General features: G+C 67.9%; 14 protein-coding genes. 4 read left to right on the top strand and 10 right to left on the bottom strand.

Annotated features, from left to right (window positions below; all coding sequences use genetic code 11):
- Nucleotides 1-63 precede the first annotated feature (63 nt).
- Nucleotides 64-1,665 (top strand): alpha/beta fold hydrolase, encoded by a 1,602-nt coding sequence (locus C8K36_RS25025; RefSeq protein ID WP_258194784.1) that lies wholly within the window; start codon nucleotides 64-66, stop codon nucleotides 1,663-1,665.
- Here C8K36_RS25025 and C8K36_RS02540 read toward each other — a convergent pair.
- The 10 genes from C8K36_RS02540 to C8K36_RS02585 all read right to left on the bottom strand — a co-directional run bounded on the left by C8K36_RS02540 (nucleotide 1,635) and on the right by C8K36_RS02585 (nucleotide 10,904).
- The gene (locus tag C8K36_RS02540) at nucleotides 1,635-2,636 is read right to left on the bottom strand and encodes an endonuclease/exonuclease/phosphatase family protein (RefSeq protein ID WP_107983707.1); all 1,002 of its coding nucleotides are present in this window, start codon (nucleotides 2,634-2,636) and stop codon (nucleotides 1,635-1,637) included. The two genes, C8K36_RS25025 and C8K36_RS02540, sit on opposite strands and share 31 nt — an antisense overlap.
- Nucleotides 2,637-2,672: 36 nt before the next feature.
- Nucleotides 2,673-3,497: a class I SAM-dependent methyltransferase gene (locus C8K36_RS02545; RefSeq protein ID WP_107982857.1), complete on the bottom strand. Its 825-nt coding sequence runs from the start codon at nucleotides 3,495-3,497 to the stop codon at nucleotides 2,673-2,675.
- A gap of 156 nt (nucleotides 3,498-3,653) precedes the next feature.
- Complete coding sequence (locus C8K36_RS02550; RefSeq protein ID WP_107982858.1) at nucleotides 3,654-4,052, bottom strand: hypothetical protein; 399 nt, start codon at nucleotides 4,050-4,052, stop codon at nucleotides 3,654-3,656.
- Nucleotides 4,049-5,650 carry an acyl-CoA synthetase gene (locus tag C8K36_RS02555; RefSeq protein WP_107982859.1) on the bottom strand — a complete coding sequence of 534 codons (1,602 nt, stop codon included), beginning with the start codon at nucleotides 5,648-5,650 and terminating at the stop codon, nucleotides 4,049-4,051. Before C8K36_RS02555 ends, C8K36_RS02550 begins: the two co-directional genes overlap by 4 nt.
- Nucleotides 5,647-6,483, bottom strand: a complete 837-nt coding sequence (hcaB, locus tag C8K36_RS02560; RefSeq protein ID WP_107982860.1) for a 3-(cis-5,6-dihydroxycyclohexa-1,3-dien-1-yl)propanoate dehydrogenase — start codon at nucleotides 6,481-6,483, stop codon at nucleotides 5,647-5,649. The genes C8K36_RS02555 and hcaB overlap by 4 nt, the downstream gene beginning before the upstream one ends.
- Complete coding sequence (locus tag C8K36_RS02565; RefSeq protein WP_107982861.1) at nucleotides 6,480-7,361, bottom strand: alpha/beta fold hydrolase; 882 nt, start codon at nucleotides 7,359-7,361, stop codon at nucleotides 6,480-6,482. Before C8K36_RS02565 ends, hcaB begins: the two co-directional genes overlap by 4 nt.
- Nucleotides 7,362-7,410: 49 nt before the next feature.
- On the bottom strand, nucleotides 7,411-7,980 hold the full coding sequence (locus tag C8K36_RS02570) for an aromatic-ring-hydroxylating dioxygenase subunit beta (RefSeq protein WP_107982862.1): 570 nt from the start codon (nucleotides 7,978-7,980) through the stop codon (nucleotides 7,411-7,413).
- Nucleotides 7,981-7,988: 8 nt separating this feature from the next.
- Nucleotides 7,989-9,215, bottom strand: coding sequence for an NAD(P)/FAD-dependent oxidoreductase (locus C8K36_RS02575; protein ID WP_107982863.1), 1,227 nt, complete (start codon nucleotides 9,213-9,215; stop codon nucleotides 7,989-7,991).
- A gap of 7 nt (nucleotides 9,216-9,222) precedes the next feature.
- Complete coding sequence (locus tag C8K36_RS02580; RefSeq protein WP_107982864.1) at nucleotides 9,223-9,570, bottom strand: bifunctional 3-phenylpropionate/cinnamic acid dioxygenase ferredoxin subunit; 348 nt, start codon at nucleotides 9,568-9,570, stop codon at nucleotides 9,223-9,225.
- On the bottom strand, nucleotides 9,567-10,904 hold the full coding sequence (locus C8K36_RS02585) for an aromatic ring-hydroxylating dioxygenase subunit alpha (RefSeq protein ID WP_107983708.1): 1,338 nt from the start codon (nucleotides 10,902-10,904) through the stop codon (nucleotides 9,567-9,569). The genes C8K36_RS02580 and C8K36_RS02585 overlap by 4 nt, the downstream gene beginning before the upstream one ends.
- Nucleotides 10,905-11,163: 259 nt before the next feature.
- Here C8K36_RS02585 and C8K36_RS02590 point away from each other — a divergent pair, with 259 nt between their 5' ends.
- The 3 genes from C8K36_RS02590 to groES all read left to right on the top strand — a co-directional run bounded on the left by C8K36_RS02590 (nucleotide 11,164) and on the right by groES (nucleotide 13,066).
- A complete protein-coding gene (locus C8K36_RS02590) occupies nucleotides 11,164-12,135 on the top strand; it encodes a zinc-binding dehydrogenase (protein WP_107983709.1) in 972 nt (323 codons plus the stop codon).
- Nucleotides 12,132-12,566, top strand: coding sequence for a hotdog fold thioesterase (locus C8K36_RS02595; RefSeq protein WP_107982865.1), 435 nt, complete (start codon nucleotides 12,132-12,134; stop codon nucleotides 12,564-12,566). The genes C8K36_RS02590 and C8K36_RS02595 overlap by 4 nt, the downstream gene beginning before the upstream one ends.
- A gap of 197 nt (nucleotides 12,567-12,763) precedes the next feature.
- Nucleotides 12,764-13,066, top strand: a complete 303-nt coding sequence (gene groES, locus C8K36_RS02600; RefSeq protein ID WP_031938674.1) for a co-chaperone GroES — start codon at nucleotides 12,764-12,766, stop codon at nucleotides 13,064-13,066.
- Nucleotides 13,067-13,075: the final 9 nt, after the last annotated feature.

The following is a 13,075-nucleotide window of genomic DNA, read 5'->3' on the forward strand; positions in this document are numbered from 1 at the left end:
ATCGGGCCGGGCATCTGTCGGGGATGCCCGGCCCTTGTCGTTCCCGGTGGCGGAGTGCTACCCATGAAGGACGCCTCAGGGGGAGGAGACGACATGGTGACGTCGACGTACCGCGCAGGATCTGGTGACCCGCTGCTGTTGTTGCACGGCTTCACGTTGTCGCACCACGTGTGGCACCGCGTGGTCGACGATCTGGCCGCGGACTACGACGTGCTCGCACTCACGATGCCCGGTCACTGGGGCGGTCCCCGGCTGAGGTGGCGTGATCTGGGGATCGCCGGCATCGCCGACGGCATCGAACGGGAACTCGACGCGATCGGTTGGGACACCTGTCATGTCGCCGGGAACTCGCTGGGCGGTCAGGTCGCGTTCGAACTGGCGCGGCGCGGCCGTGCCAGTTCGGTTGCGGGAGTCAATCCGGGTGGCGGGTGGAAGCGGTTCTCCTCCACAGAGTTCCGGACGGGTGCCGGCTTCGTCCTGCAGTTTCCGCTCATGGCGCTCGCTCGCGTGCTCGGGGACCGGGCCGCCGCCAGTCGGTTCTTCCAACGCCCCGTCATCGCGAACTGCAGCCACGACGTCTCCGCGGTCGATCCCGAAGACGCGACGAACACCATTCGGGCCGTGTCGCATTGCGCGGTGTACCTGCCGATCCTGCTCGCCCAGCGGCAAATCCTGCTGGTGGATGCATTCGTGGCACTGCTGCACGGAGAGTCCGCACTACCATGCACGTGCGCGAAGGCCGATTGTCCCAAACGAGGGGCCGCATCCATGCCGTCGCGGCGGAAACCTCTGGTGCAGATCACCGTCGACATCGCCACTCTGCTCGGACTCACCGCATCGCCCGCCCACCTGGACGGACACGGGCCGATCGACCCGGCGTTGGCGCAGATGCTGGCCGAGGACGCGACCTGGCAGGCGATGCTCACCGAGATGGTCGATCTGGCAACCGAACTCGGGTTGACGGCAGGGCCGGACGCAGAGCTGGATCCGGAGCAGGCCGGGCGGGGCGGTCCAGCCGACGAAGCCGACGAAGTGGCACCGCGCCGGCAGGGACTCCAGGTATTCCGTGCTCGTGGATCCCGGCACCGCGGTGGCGGGGTGCCGCGCAGCCTTCCGCGGCAGGGTCCGAGATCGGGGCCACCGCCATGCGGAGCGGGCAGGACGATCTCAGCGATGGAGAAGGCGCTCGATGCAGACCCGGCGATGAGGGATGGACGCAGACAGAACGGGCACGGTGGGCTGACGACCCCGCCCGACGGGGCGTTGTCGTACCGTCCGGACGCGGCCACGGCGGCGATGGTCCGTACCCGCGACGCGCACTGCCGATTCCCGGGATGTTCCGTGCCCGCGGCGCGCTGTCAGCTCGACCACGTCGTCCCGTTCTCCCATCGGGATCCCGAATCGGGTGGGTGGACGATCGTGTCGAACCTGCAGTGCCTGTGCCAGTTCCACCACAACCTGAAGACCATGAGCCGCGTCGGCGCAGCGATGCTCGGCGGTGGGGTGTTGGCGTGGACGAGCCGTTACGGCACCACAACAGTGACGCTGCCCGGAGGTGCCGTAGCGCGCGTAACGTCGGGGACACTCGTGCCTCGACTGACCCGCAGACGCGAGCGCCGGCGAATCACCGTGGACTACTGCGGCGAAGAACCGCCGCCGTTCTGATCGGTGCTCAGTTGCACGTCGGCGATCAGTCCGTGGTGGTCCGAGCCGACGACATCGATGCGCTCGATCGATGTGGCCTGCGCACCCTTGGTGAGGATGTGATCGATGCCGACGATCGCCGGATAACGCTTGTCCGTGGGATATGTCGGCAGAATGCCGGCGCCCAACTGATCTGCCGCGTCGACGTACCCGCTGTGCCGCAGATCCCGGAACTTGCGGTGCGCGTAGGTGGCATTGAAGTCGCCGCTCACGATCACGTTGTCCTGTGCAGCAGCGGAATCCATCGAATCGCGAAGGCGCTCGAAGTCCTCGGTCCAGTCGGCCGCGGGTGCGATGTAGGCCGGCACGGGATGCACGTCGTACAGCACCACCGGCCGCGCGAGCCCGGCATCCAACTCGACCATTAGATTCGTCAGCGCCATCCCGTCGACCATCCGGCCGTTCGACAGCGGCAGCCGGCTGTAGATGCCCGCCCCGTTGCCTCCGGAGCGTGGTTCCAGGAAGGTGTGCGGCAGAATCTCGTCCAGGCCGGCGGCCTCGAATGCCTGCACGGACTCCTCGGTCAATTCCTGCAGAGTGAGCACATCGACACCCCGATCGCGCACCTCCCGCACCAGTGCCGCCGGATCCGCGGAGCCGATCATGATGTTGGACTGCATCACCCGAAGCGACGGGCCCTGCGGTTGGGGACCGTCATTCGATGCCCCGCCCACCCACAGCGGCCCGAACGCCCACGCGCCCAGCGCCATCACCGACACGGAGATCCCGAGCAGAATCCACTGCCGCGACGCGGCGGTGACGATCGCACCCACGAGCGTCACCGCCAACAGCAGCGGCGCGAACGAGGCCGCCACGATGACCACGTTGTTGGAGGCTCCCGAGCGGAACGCGACGAGCGCGGCCAGTCCCGCGATGATCCCGGCACCGCCGACCACCGCCGCTGTCCGGCGAATCGTGGTCCTGCCGCTCATCGGATCCCCCTCCGTCATCGATCGAGAAGCCGCAGTTTATCCGTTTCGTCTGGTCCCGACCGGTGAAGACAGGCGAGCGTGGGTGAATCGGACCAGCTTCATCGGCTGCAATGCGTCGGATCGGTCCCAGAATCCGGCGGGCACGGAATCCGACTCTCCGACGGACTCGACGGTGGACCACCCCGCCGTGTCGAGCCAGTCTCCGAGAGCAGTGCGTGAGGGGGTGCAACGCCACGGCTCACCCTGCGCGCCGACCGCTGCGCCGACTGCTCGCGCGTATTCGGCGCCGCGGTCGTCTCGATCGGTCGGCGGGACGATGTGGTCGAACACCAACTCCGATCCTGGTGCGAGTGAACCGAGCGATTCGAATGTCCGCCGCACGGCGTCCGGATCGAGGTACATCGACACCCCTAGCCACGAGACGAATACCGGGGCGTCCGGGCGCAGTCCGGCGCGCAACAGTTCCGGAACCGGGTCGCTCGCCGCGAGGTCCACCGGCACGGGCGTGCCTCGGTCGTGAAGATCCGCAAGGAGCGACGACCGCCAGGCCAGTACCCCGGGCAGATCGACGTGCCAGACATTGCACGAATCCGGCACCCGCCACGCCGACGTGTCCAAGCCGGCGCCGAGGACGACGTACTGCCGAGAACGCGAAGCATTCAGCAGTCGCTCCGTGTACGCACTGCGGGCGGCGGTGGACAAGCGGGCCGCAGCCAGGACGGGTTCGCCGGGGTGGGCCAGGTGGAAGTCGAGCGGCGACGGACTGCCCGCGGCCTCGCACAGGCGTCGCGCGATCTCGTCGACGATCAGATGCGGGGGAGAGTCCACGATCGCGTGGGCGGCTCGGGCGGCGGCGGACATGAGGGCCGATGGGCTCGGCGTAACAGGTGTGTTCACCTCAACTAATTACCAGAGAAGCCGTCGGCCGTAGGGGAGGCTCGCCGCTGCAAGGCCCGAAAACGACTGAAGGACGGCCGGATTCGGGCGAATCGGGCCGTCCTTCGTGGGCCGGCGTACTCAGAGGGGTAGGTCGTCGACCGCGGTCGGTGCGTCCGCAACCCAGCCCGGTTCCCGCACCAGGAGTGAGAGTTCGGTGACCGCACCGCGCTCGCCGGGGACGTCGACGTCGACGACATACCGGAATCCGGCGTCCTCGGCGAGGCCGATGGCCTCGAGGTCACCCGCCGGGGCCGGCAGCACAATCCGCCGGCACTGCGGATTCTCGGTCAGGATTCGTCCTGCGAGATCGCGGAGAACGGCGGCGTCGTGCAGACCCCGTAGGTCGAGTTCCAGGTCGGCGATGCCCGCGGGATATGCACTGCCGAGGGGCCCGCGCACAGCGAACCGTGCGCGGACCTCACGCGAGGTGCCACCGTCGTCGGCGGCGTAGGTCAGTGGCCAACCCGGGATGCTCATCGGCTCAGCGAGCCGTGGCCGGCAGCTGCGAGCTTGCGCAGCGAAACCTTGTCGAGCTTGCCGGAACCGTTGCGCGGCAGCGTGTCCAGAACGAGGATCTCCTTGGGGAGCTTGTAGCGCGCGAGTCGCTCGCCCGTGAAGTCGCGGATCTCCTCGAGCGTCGGATCGGTGTCGGTGGACACCACCAGGACGGCGACGACGATCTCGCCCCACTTGGCATCGGGTGCTCCGACGACGGCCGCGTCCGTGACACCCGGGTACTCGACGAGCACCCGCTCGACCTCGGCCGGGTAGATGTTCTCACCGCCCGAGATGATCATGTCCTTGATGCGGTCGACGATGTAGAGGAAGCCCTCCTCGTCGAGGCAGCCCAGATCGCCCGAATGGAACCAGTCTTCCGCGTCGAACGCGGCATCGGTGGCGGCCTGGTTGGCCCAGTAGCCGGGGGTCACGTTCGGTCCGCGCACGCAGATCTCACCGGCCGCATCGGGTTCGGTGACCGTCGCGCCCGTCGCCGGATCGACGATCTTGATCTCGGTGAACGGCATCGGCAGACCCGCCGACGACGCCCGCTCGAGGGTTCGCTCGGGCGGCAACGACGTCGCGAAGGGCGCGGTCTCGGTGAGGCCCCACGCCTGCTGCAGCGCGACGCCGTGGTGGCCGTACTCCTTGACGAGGCTCGGCGGCACGGGCGCACCCGCGACGATGGCCGAGCGCAACTGCGACAGGTCCGCATCGGCGAACCCCGGCAGCTGGGCGACGGCCGAGAACATGGCCGGCACCGCGAAGATGGTGTTGACCTTGTACTCGGTCAGGTCGGCGAGGGTGCGCGCCGGATCGAACGTGCGCCGCACCAGCGTCGCACCGCCGCGAGCGAGGCTGCGCAGCGTGAACGAGTTGAGGCACCCGATGTGGAACAGCGGAGCAACCGCGAGGTTGACGTCACGGCGACTGGTGTCGACCACCGAGTCCACGTTGAACGAGTTCCACCAGATGTTGCCGTGCGTGAGCATGACGCCCTTGGGCCGTCCGGTCGTGCCCGACGTGTACATCAGCGCGGCCAGGTCGTCCGCGAACCGGGGGATCGGGTTGAGCTCGACGCCCAGGGCCGCCCCGCGCGCCAGAGCGTCGGTCAGACGCTCCCAGCGCTCGTTCGGTTCGTCGGTCAGCGGCACCGCGTCGTCGTTGTCCACGGCGAGCATCCGCGAGGGCAGACCGGACGGATCGATCTCGTCGACGACCGACATGTGGCAGGGCTCGACGATCAGGACACGAGGTCCGAAATCGCCGAGCTGGTAGGCGATCTCGGCGGCGGCGAGACGGAAGTTGATCGGCACGAACACCCCGCCCACCCACGCGGACGCGAGGTAGGTCGCGAGGAATGTCGGGCTGTTGAGGCCCAGGTAGGCCACCCGGTCACCGCGACGGACGCCCGACGCCTGCAGGGCCAGTGCCACGTCGTGTACGCGTGCGGTGAAATCGCGGTAGCTGAGCTCGTGGCCCTCGTAGATCAGCGCCGTGTTGGCGCCGTGCAGCCGGCCCAGCTGCTGCAGCGCACGGGCGGGGCTGATGTTCACGGGGTTCTTCTCGGTGCTCACAGGTCGTCTCCGCCCGCCGAGGTGCGGAACCCACGCGCGGCAATGCCGCCGTCGACGGGAATGATTGCACCGGTGATGTTGGAGCTGTTGACCGACGAGGCCAGCAGTACGTACGGCGCCGTGAAGTCGGCAGGGTCGACGCTCGCATCGTGCAGCGGCAGCAGTGGATTGCTGCCTGTCGTGGTGCTGCGGGCGAACGACGCCTCGATGGAGCGGTCTGCCATTCCCATCGATTCGGGGCCGCGCAGGTCGGTGCGCATGCCGCCGGCAGCGACACCGTTGACGCGGACCTTCGGGGCCAGCTCGTACGCCAGTTCGAGCACGAGTCCGCGGCAGGCGTGCTTGCTCGCGGTGTACAGCGGACCGCCTCCGTTCGGATAGAAGGCCGAGTTCGACAGCGTCATCACGACGCTGCCACGGGTCTTCACCAGTTCACGCCACGACGCCTCGACGGCCAGCAGGTAGCCCTTGACGTTGATGGCGAACAGTTCGTCGAACGCCGCCGCCAACGACTCGCCGTCGAAGCGGGTGATCGAGCGCTGGTAGTCCCAGATTCCGGCATTGGGCACCAGGGTGTCGAGTTTACCGAAGCGTGCGACGGCTTCCGAGACGGCGCGATGCTGGTCGGCACTCGACCGCACGTCCGCTTCCACCGTGTGGACGCGGTCGGCGCGATCGCCGGCAGCCTCCACCAGCTCCGCCAGCTTGGCGGGGTCGCGGTCCGCGACGACGACCGAGGCGCCCTCGTCGAGGAACCGCTCGGCAACGGCTCGGCCCAGCCCGGAGCCGCCGCCGGTGATGAGGGCAACGTTGCCCTCGAGCCAGCCGGTCACTGATCCTCCGTACAGTCCGCGAGGAAGTCGGTGACGAGCCGCTCGAACTCCTTCTGGCGCTCGACCTGGACCCAGTGGCCGCACTTGCTGAACGCGTGCAGCTGTACGTCCGGGATCTGCTTGAGCATCAGCTGCGATCCCTCGAACGTGATGGTGCGGTCCTCGGTGCCCCACAGCAGCAGCGTCGGAGCCTTGATCTTGTGGGCATCACGCCACAGCGGATCCATGCCGTGACGACGCGCGAACGCGGCGTTGTAGCGGTGGTAGAACTCGATGTGGCTCTCGTCCAGCGACGCCTCGTAACGGGCCTCGATGTTCGCGTCGTCGAACTGCTTGGGGTCGGCGACCATGGTGCGGACGAAGTCCTTCATCTTCTTCACGCTCGGGCCGCCGGCGTTGTAGTAGCGGAACATCGCCTTCTGGCCCTCGGTCGGCGTCGGTCCGAACGGCAGCCAGCCGCCACCCGGAGCCATCAGCACCAGCCGGGTCACGCGATGCGGGATCGCCAGTGCGAGGGCGATCGCGGCCGCGCCACCGAGGCTGTTGCCCATCAGGTGGAATTCGTCGATGCCCATCTCGTCGAGCGTCTGGATCAGCGCATCGACGGTGATCTGCGTGATGCTGCGCTCCTGGAGGTCCTCCTCCGTGGGGCGGTAGCTGCCGCCGAAGCCCGGCTGGTCGGGCAGCACGACGCGGAAGTGCGGCGTCAGGGCCGGCAGGTTCTGGCTGTAGTTGGCGATCGCCGACGCGCCCGGCCCGCCGCCGTGCAGCATCACCAGGACGGGGCCGTCGCCGGCCTCGCTCACCTTGATGGTGCCCAGCGAGGTCTGCACCTCGCGACTGGTCAGGGCTGTCTCCGCCGCTGCATTCGTGGTCACTGTTCACGCGCTCCTGTGTCTGGGAAGAGTCGGTGTCTGAAGGGGGCGATCAGAAGAAGGTGCTGATGTTCTTGGCCAGCAACACGTTCTGGTCGAGGAGGATCGTGCGGCGGGCGACCACCAGGTCCCCGTTCTCGGTCTCGCGGAGGATGTCCTCGCGCCCGCCCGAGTAGATGTCGACCTCGTGCTGGAGCCGGTTGCGGTAGACGAGGAAGTTCGATCGTGCGTACCACTGGCCGATCTCGCGCTCGTCGTCGTCGGTGTGCCGGACGATGACGTTGCTCACGAGGTGCCGGGTGCGCGACGGCGGATCCTCGGCCCACGCCATACCGGAGTCGAAGCGGCGGATACGCCAAGCCAGGCTCGCGCGGGTCTCGTCGAAGAAGGCGGCTTCGCCGCGCGCGGCCACCGCGAGCGACTGCTGACGGCGCAGCCGGTTCGTCCGCGTGGGGGCCCAGTAGTGCAGGTCCTCGGCGAGCAGGTCGAGCCAGTCCGTGAACCGGCCGTCGTCGAGAAGCTCGGCTTCGTGGAAGTACATCTGCTGGACGCGGAAGTGGGTGTCGGCGTCAGCGGCCTTCCGCTGTGCGGCGCCTGCCGCCGAAGTGGTGTCGGTTGCCATGAGTCAAGTCATCCTTTGGCGAGCTTGCGCAGGTTCACGGTCGGATCGGCCAAGGCGGCCGGATCGACGGGGAGAGCGCGGTCGATGATGATGCGCGCGGCCCGCACTGCGGGGCCGCCGTCGATGAACGCAGCTCCGACCAGGGTGTTGCCCCGGACCCGGAACGCCATCTGCGGGCGGGTGGCATCGTCGGGGTGCGGCCGGATCACGGTCTCGCCCTCGGCGGTCATCGATCCGACGCCCTGCACGTGGATGCCGTGCCGGTCGGACCAGAACCAGCCCGCGCACTCCGGGTCGGGCTCCTGGCCCAGGACCCGGGCGGCAACCGCGCGTCCGTTCAGTTGTGCTGCTTCCCAGTGCTCCTCGCGCCGATGCAGCGTGCCGTCGGCATCGCGTACCCGCGCGACGTCGCCGGCCGCGAAGACCGCCGGGTGGCTCGTGCGAAAGTTCTCGTCGACGAGGACGCCGCCGTCGATGTCGAGACCCGCTGTCTCCGCCAGTTCGGTCGACGGGATGGAACCGATGCCGACCAGGACCGCATCGGCGGGGAGCTCGTCGCCGGTCGAGAGGATCACGCTCACGCCGTCGGCGCTCTCGCGGATCTCACTCACGCCCTCGGTGTGCACCGCGATGCCGTGTTCGGCGTGCTGGTCGTGCAGGTAGCGCGCCATCTCAGGACCCACCGCGGGAACGATCGGCGGATCCAGGGGATCGACCAGTGTGACGGTCACGCCGAGCTGCAATGCCGCCGAGGCGGTTTCGGCGCCGATGAGGCCTGCGCCGATGACGACCAGTCGTGCGCCCGGCACGAGGCGTGCCTTGAGCGCGCGGGCGTCGTCGATGGTGCGCAGCAGGTGCACCTGCGGCAGATCGCCGCCGGGGATCGGCAGCGGCCGGGCGCCGGCACCGGTGGTCAGGATCGTCACGTCCGTGTCCAGACGGGATCCGTCGGCGAGTTCGACGACGCCCTCGTCGGGCTTCAAGGCCGTCACCGAGGTGCCGGTGCGCAGCGTGATCTGCTGCATGACATACCAATCCGGCTTCGCCAGGGCGAGATCCGACTCGTCGGCGGTGCCGAACATGAACGCCTTGGACAGTGGCGGTCGGTCGTACGGTGCGGGGCCGCCGTCGACGAGGGTGATCTCACCCGCGAAGCCGCGGGATCGGAGTTCGCCGGCGGCACTGACACCGGCGAGTCCGCCGCCGACGACGACGATGCGCTCAGGAGTGGTCATCGATGTGTCACTCCGCGGCAGCCTGGCCGGGGTACAGCCAGATCTCGTCGTCGGTGATCTCGACCTTGTGGGCCGCGACGTCTTCGGTGGCCGGCATGGAGAGTACCGAGCCCGTGCGCAGGCAGAACTTGCCCGAGTGCAGCGGGCACTCCACCTGGCCGCCCTCGATCCAGCCGTCCGCGAGGGAGGCCTCGCCGTGGCTGCAGCGATCGTTGAGCGCGAAGTACTCGCCGTCGTCGTGGAAGACCGCGATGGGCTCGCCCGTGCCGGTCTGCTCGGCGTCGACGACCAGCGCCTCGCCGTCCTCGATGTCGCCGACCGCGCCGACCTTGATCTTGGTGATGGTCTCGCTCACTTCGCACCCTTTTCGTGCCATGCCGGTGTGTTCATCAGTTCTGCCCAGCGCCGGTAGAAACCGCGGCCGGCAGCATCGCTGTACAGCTCGCTCGTCTTACCGGGGTAGACGCCGTCCTCGCGCTCGCTGCCCAGGCCCATCTGGTAGTTGAGCGGCACATTGTTGGTGATGAAACCGCCTGCGATGGACTGGCATTCGCTCCAGTTCTCTCCGTCGTCCTGCTCGAAGATGCCGCTGGGACCGAAGGTGCGCAGGTTGTAGAGACGCTGCGCCTCACGCACGTCCTCGGGCATCGACTTGTCGACGATCGTCCACGCCCAGACCTCCATCTTGTCCGGACCCTTCGGGTGCCAGACGCGGATGCTGCCGTTGACGGGCAGGTACGAGAAGTTGGGGAAGACCGTCGCATGGCCGGTGGTCATCGGACCCTCGACGCGCTCGTCGCCGAGACGCTCACGCAGGAAGTCGTAGTCGTAGTAATCGTGGACGGCCTGCGCGTCGAAGCGGCTGCGCGGATGCGTCGGGAACCCGGCGCCGTGACCCATCGGATCGCTGAACTGACGGCCCGGGGTGTTGACGATCTCCGACTTCGGTCCGCGGCCGGTGGGGGAGAGCACCATCAGCGCCGACGCGTGCGACATGTTGACGTGGTACCAGTCGGTGGCGAACTGCTCGGCCGCCAGCTTCCAGTTTCCGTCGAGCACCCACTTGTGGATGCCGCCGACGGCGACGGTGCCCTCGGGATCGCGGTCGAGCATCGCGTCCATGTAGTAGGTCATGCCGCCGAGTGCTTCCTTCAGTGGCGGGGCGGCAGGGTTCCACGTGGCGAAGATCAGTCCGTGGTAGGTCTCGAGCTGTGCGACCTCGACCAGGCCCCAATCCTTCTTGTCGAAGCTCTCCGGGTAGCCGGCCTCGTTCGGGACACTCACCAGCTGACCGGCGGTGTCGAAGCTCCAGCCGTGGTACGTGCAGGTGAAGTTCTTGGTGGCGCCGAAATCGGCGCGGCACACCCGGGCGCCGCGGTGGCGGCACGAATTGAGGAACGCACGGATCGTGCGGTCCTTGCCCATCGAGACGATGACCGGATCCTCACCCATGTAGGTGGTGAGGAACTCGCCCGGCTTCGAGATCTGGGACGTGTGGCCCAGGAACAGCCAGCTCGGCGCGAAGATGCGACGCAGCTCCTGCTGGTAGATCGACTGGTCGGTGAAGACCGCGCGGTCGACGTAGCCGTTGTCCGTGTCGACCATCGTCGACACGTCGACGAACTTGGTGAGGGCGGCCGGCCGCTGGATCGAGCCCGTCGTCGGGCTGCCTCCATCGGAGGTACACATGAGTCGTCTCCCTTGAACTTCGGCGATGCGGACGGTGCCCGTCGGGCAGGCCCGGCGGCCTACATCGAGGTGCGGAGACCTCGGCGTCGGCTGGTCTGCGTACAGGAGACCGTCGCGGCCACTTCCGATGCCAGCGGTCGTGCCGAGGTACGGAACACGCGCTCGCGTGGGATGTATCGCCAGGTCGAACATGGGTATTCGAACAGCCCTATCGCAGCCGTCGCACCCGACGGCTGTGTCCGACAGCACAGGAGACTCCATGCTCGCAGCCGTCGCCGTCGCCCAGAACGCGGCCGACCCGCTGAGTGGACTCGAACTCCGCGAGGTTCCCGACCCCGCCGTCCCCGACGGCTGGGCGAGGGTCGAGGTTCGGTCGTCCGCTCTCAACATGCACGACGTGTGGACGCTGCGCGGTGTCGGCCACCCGGCCGACCGGATCCCGATGATCCTCGGCTGTGACGCCGCGGGTGTCGACGAGGACGGCAACGAGGTGATCGTCTATCCCGTGATCGCCGACCCCGACGGCGGTATGGGCGACGAGACGCTCGACCCGGGCCGCGCACTGCTGTCGGAGCAGCACGACGGAGCGTTCGCCGAGTACCTCGTCGTGCCGCGCCGCAATCTGATCCCGAAGCCGGAGTGGCTGTCGTTCGACGAGGCCGCATGCCTGCCCGTCGCATGGACGACGGCCTACCGGATGCTGTTCACGCAGGCCCAGATCAAGGCCGGCGACCGCGTGCTGGTGCAGGGAGCCGGTGGTGGCGTCGCGACGGCCGCAATCAGCCTGGCCGCCGCCGCAGGAGCGAGGGTCTACGCCGCGAGCCGCAGCGCAGAGAAGCGCGCGACGGCCCTCGAGCTGGGTGCGCACGCCGCGATCGAGGCCGGTGCGCGTCTGCCCGAGAAGGTCGATGTCGTCATCGAGACCGTCGGCGAGGCGACATGGGCGCACTCGATGCGCGCACTGCGTCCGGGCGGCACGATCGTCATCGCCGGTGCGACGTCCGGGTCCAACCCGCCGGCGGATCTGACCCGGATCTTCTACCTGCAGCAGCGCATCCTGGGCTCGACCGGTTGCACCCGCGGCGAGCTGGTGTCGATGCTGCGGATGATGGAGGCCACCGGTCTGCGCCCCAAGATCGACCGCGTGATTCCGTTGCAGGACATCCACTCCGGCTTCCAGGCCATGATCGACGGCGACGTCAACGGCAAGGTCGTGGTGAAGGTCTCGTGAGCATCTGGATCGGTGATCCGTCTGTCGAGACCGTGAACAGCAAGGGTGTCGACACGCTCAACGAGAATCTCGGCATCGAGCTGACCGAGTTCACCGAGAACTCCCTGAAGGGCCGGATGCCGGTCGACGAGCGGACCAAGCAGCCCGCCGGAGTGCTGCACGGTGGCGCATCGGTGGCGTTCGCGGAGACGCTCGCGAGCTGGGCGTCGATCTTCGCGGTCGACCGCAGCACGTTCCATTGCGTCGGCATGGAAATCAATGCCAACCATGTGCGCCCCGTGAGTTCGGGATGGGTGTACGGCGAGGCGACGCCGCTCGCCTTGGGGCGCAAGGCGCACGTGTGGGAGATCAAGATCGTGAACGACGAGGGCAAGCTCGTGTGCGTGTCCCGCTGCACCATGGCGGTGCTGGAGATGCCGTCGCAGTACTGACGACCGACACGTCGGGTGCCAGCGCTCAGGTATGCCTTGAGTGCTGGCACTCGCATGTATAGAGTGCTAGTCGACACTGAGCGAGTCCCGGCACCCGCGACGACGGGGCGCGTGAAGAGTCACTGTGGTGACTGAATTGATCGTGGTCCGAGGAACAGCCTCGGGCCCAACGAACCCCTGAAAGTGGAGGGCTCATCGTGGCGAGCGTGAACATCAAGCCGCTCGAGGACAAGATCCTCGTCCAGGCCAACGAGGCCGAGACGACGACTGCCTCCGGCCTCGTCATCCCCGACACGGCGAAGGAGAAGCCCCAGGAGGGCACCGTCGTCGCAGTTGGTCCCGGTCGCTGGGACGAGGATGGCGAGAAGCGCATCCCCCTGGACGTCCAGGAGGGCGACACCGTCATCTACAGCAAGTACGGCGGAACCGAGATCAAGTACGCCGGCCAGGAGTACCTGATCCTGTCGGCTCGCGACGTTCTGGCTGTCGTCTCCAAGTAAGCCTCACGC

This window comes from Rhodococcus sp. OK519, from assembly GCF_003051005.1.
Taxonomy (GTDB): Bacteria; Actinomycetota; Actinomycetes; order Mycobacteriales; family Mycobacteriaceae; genus Prescottella.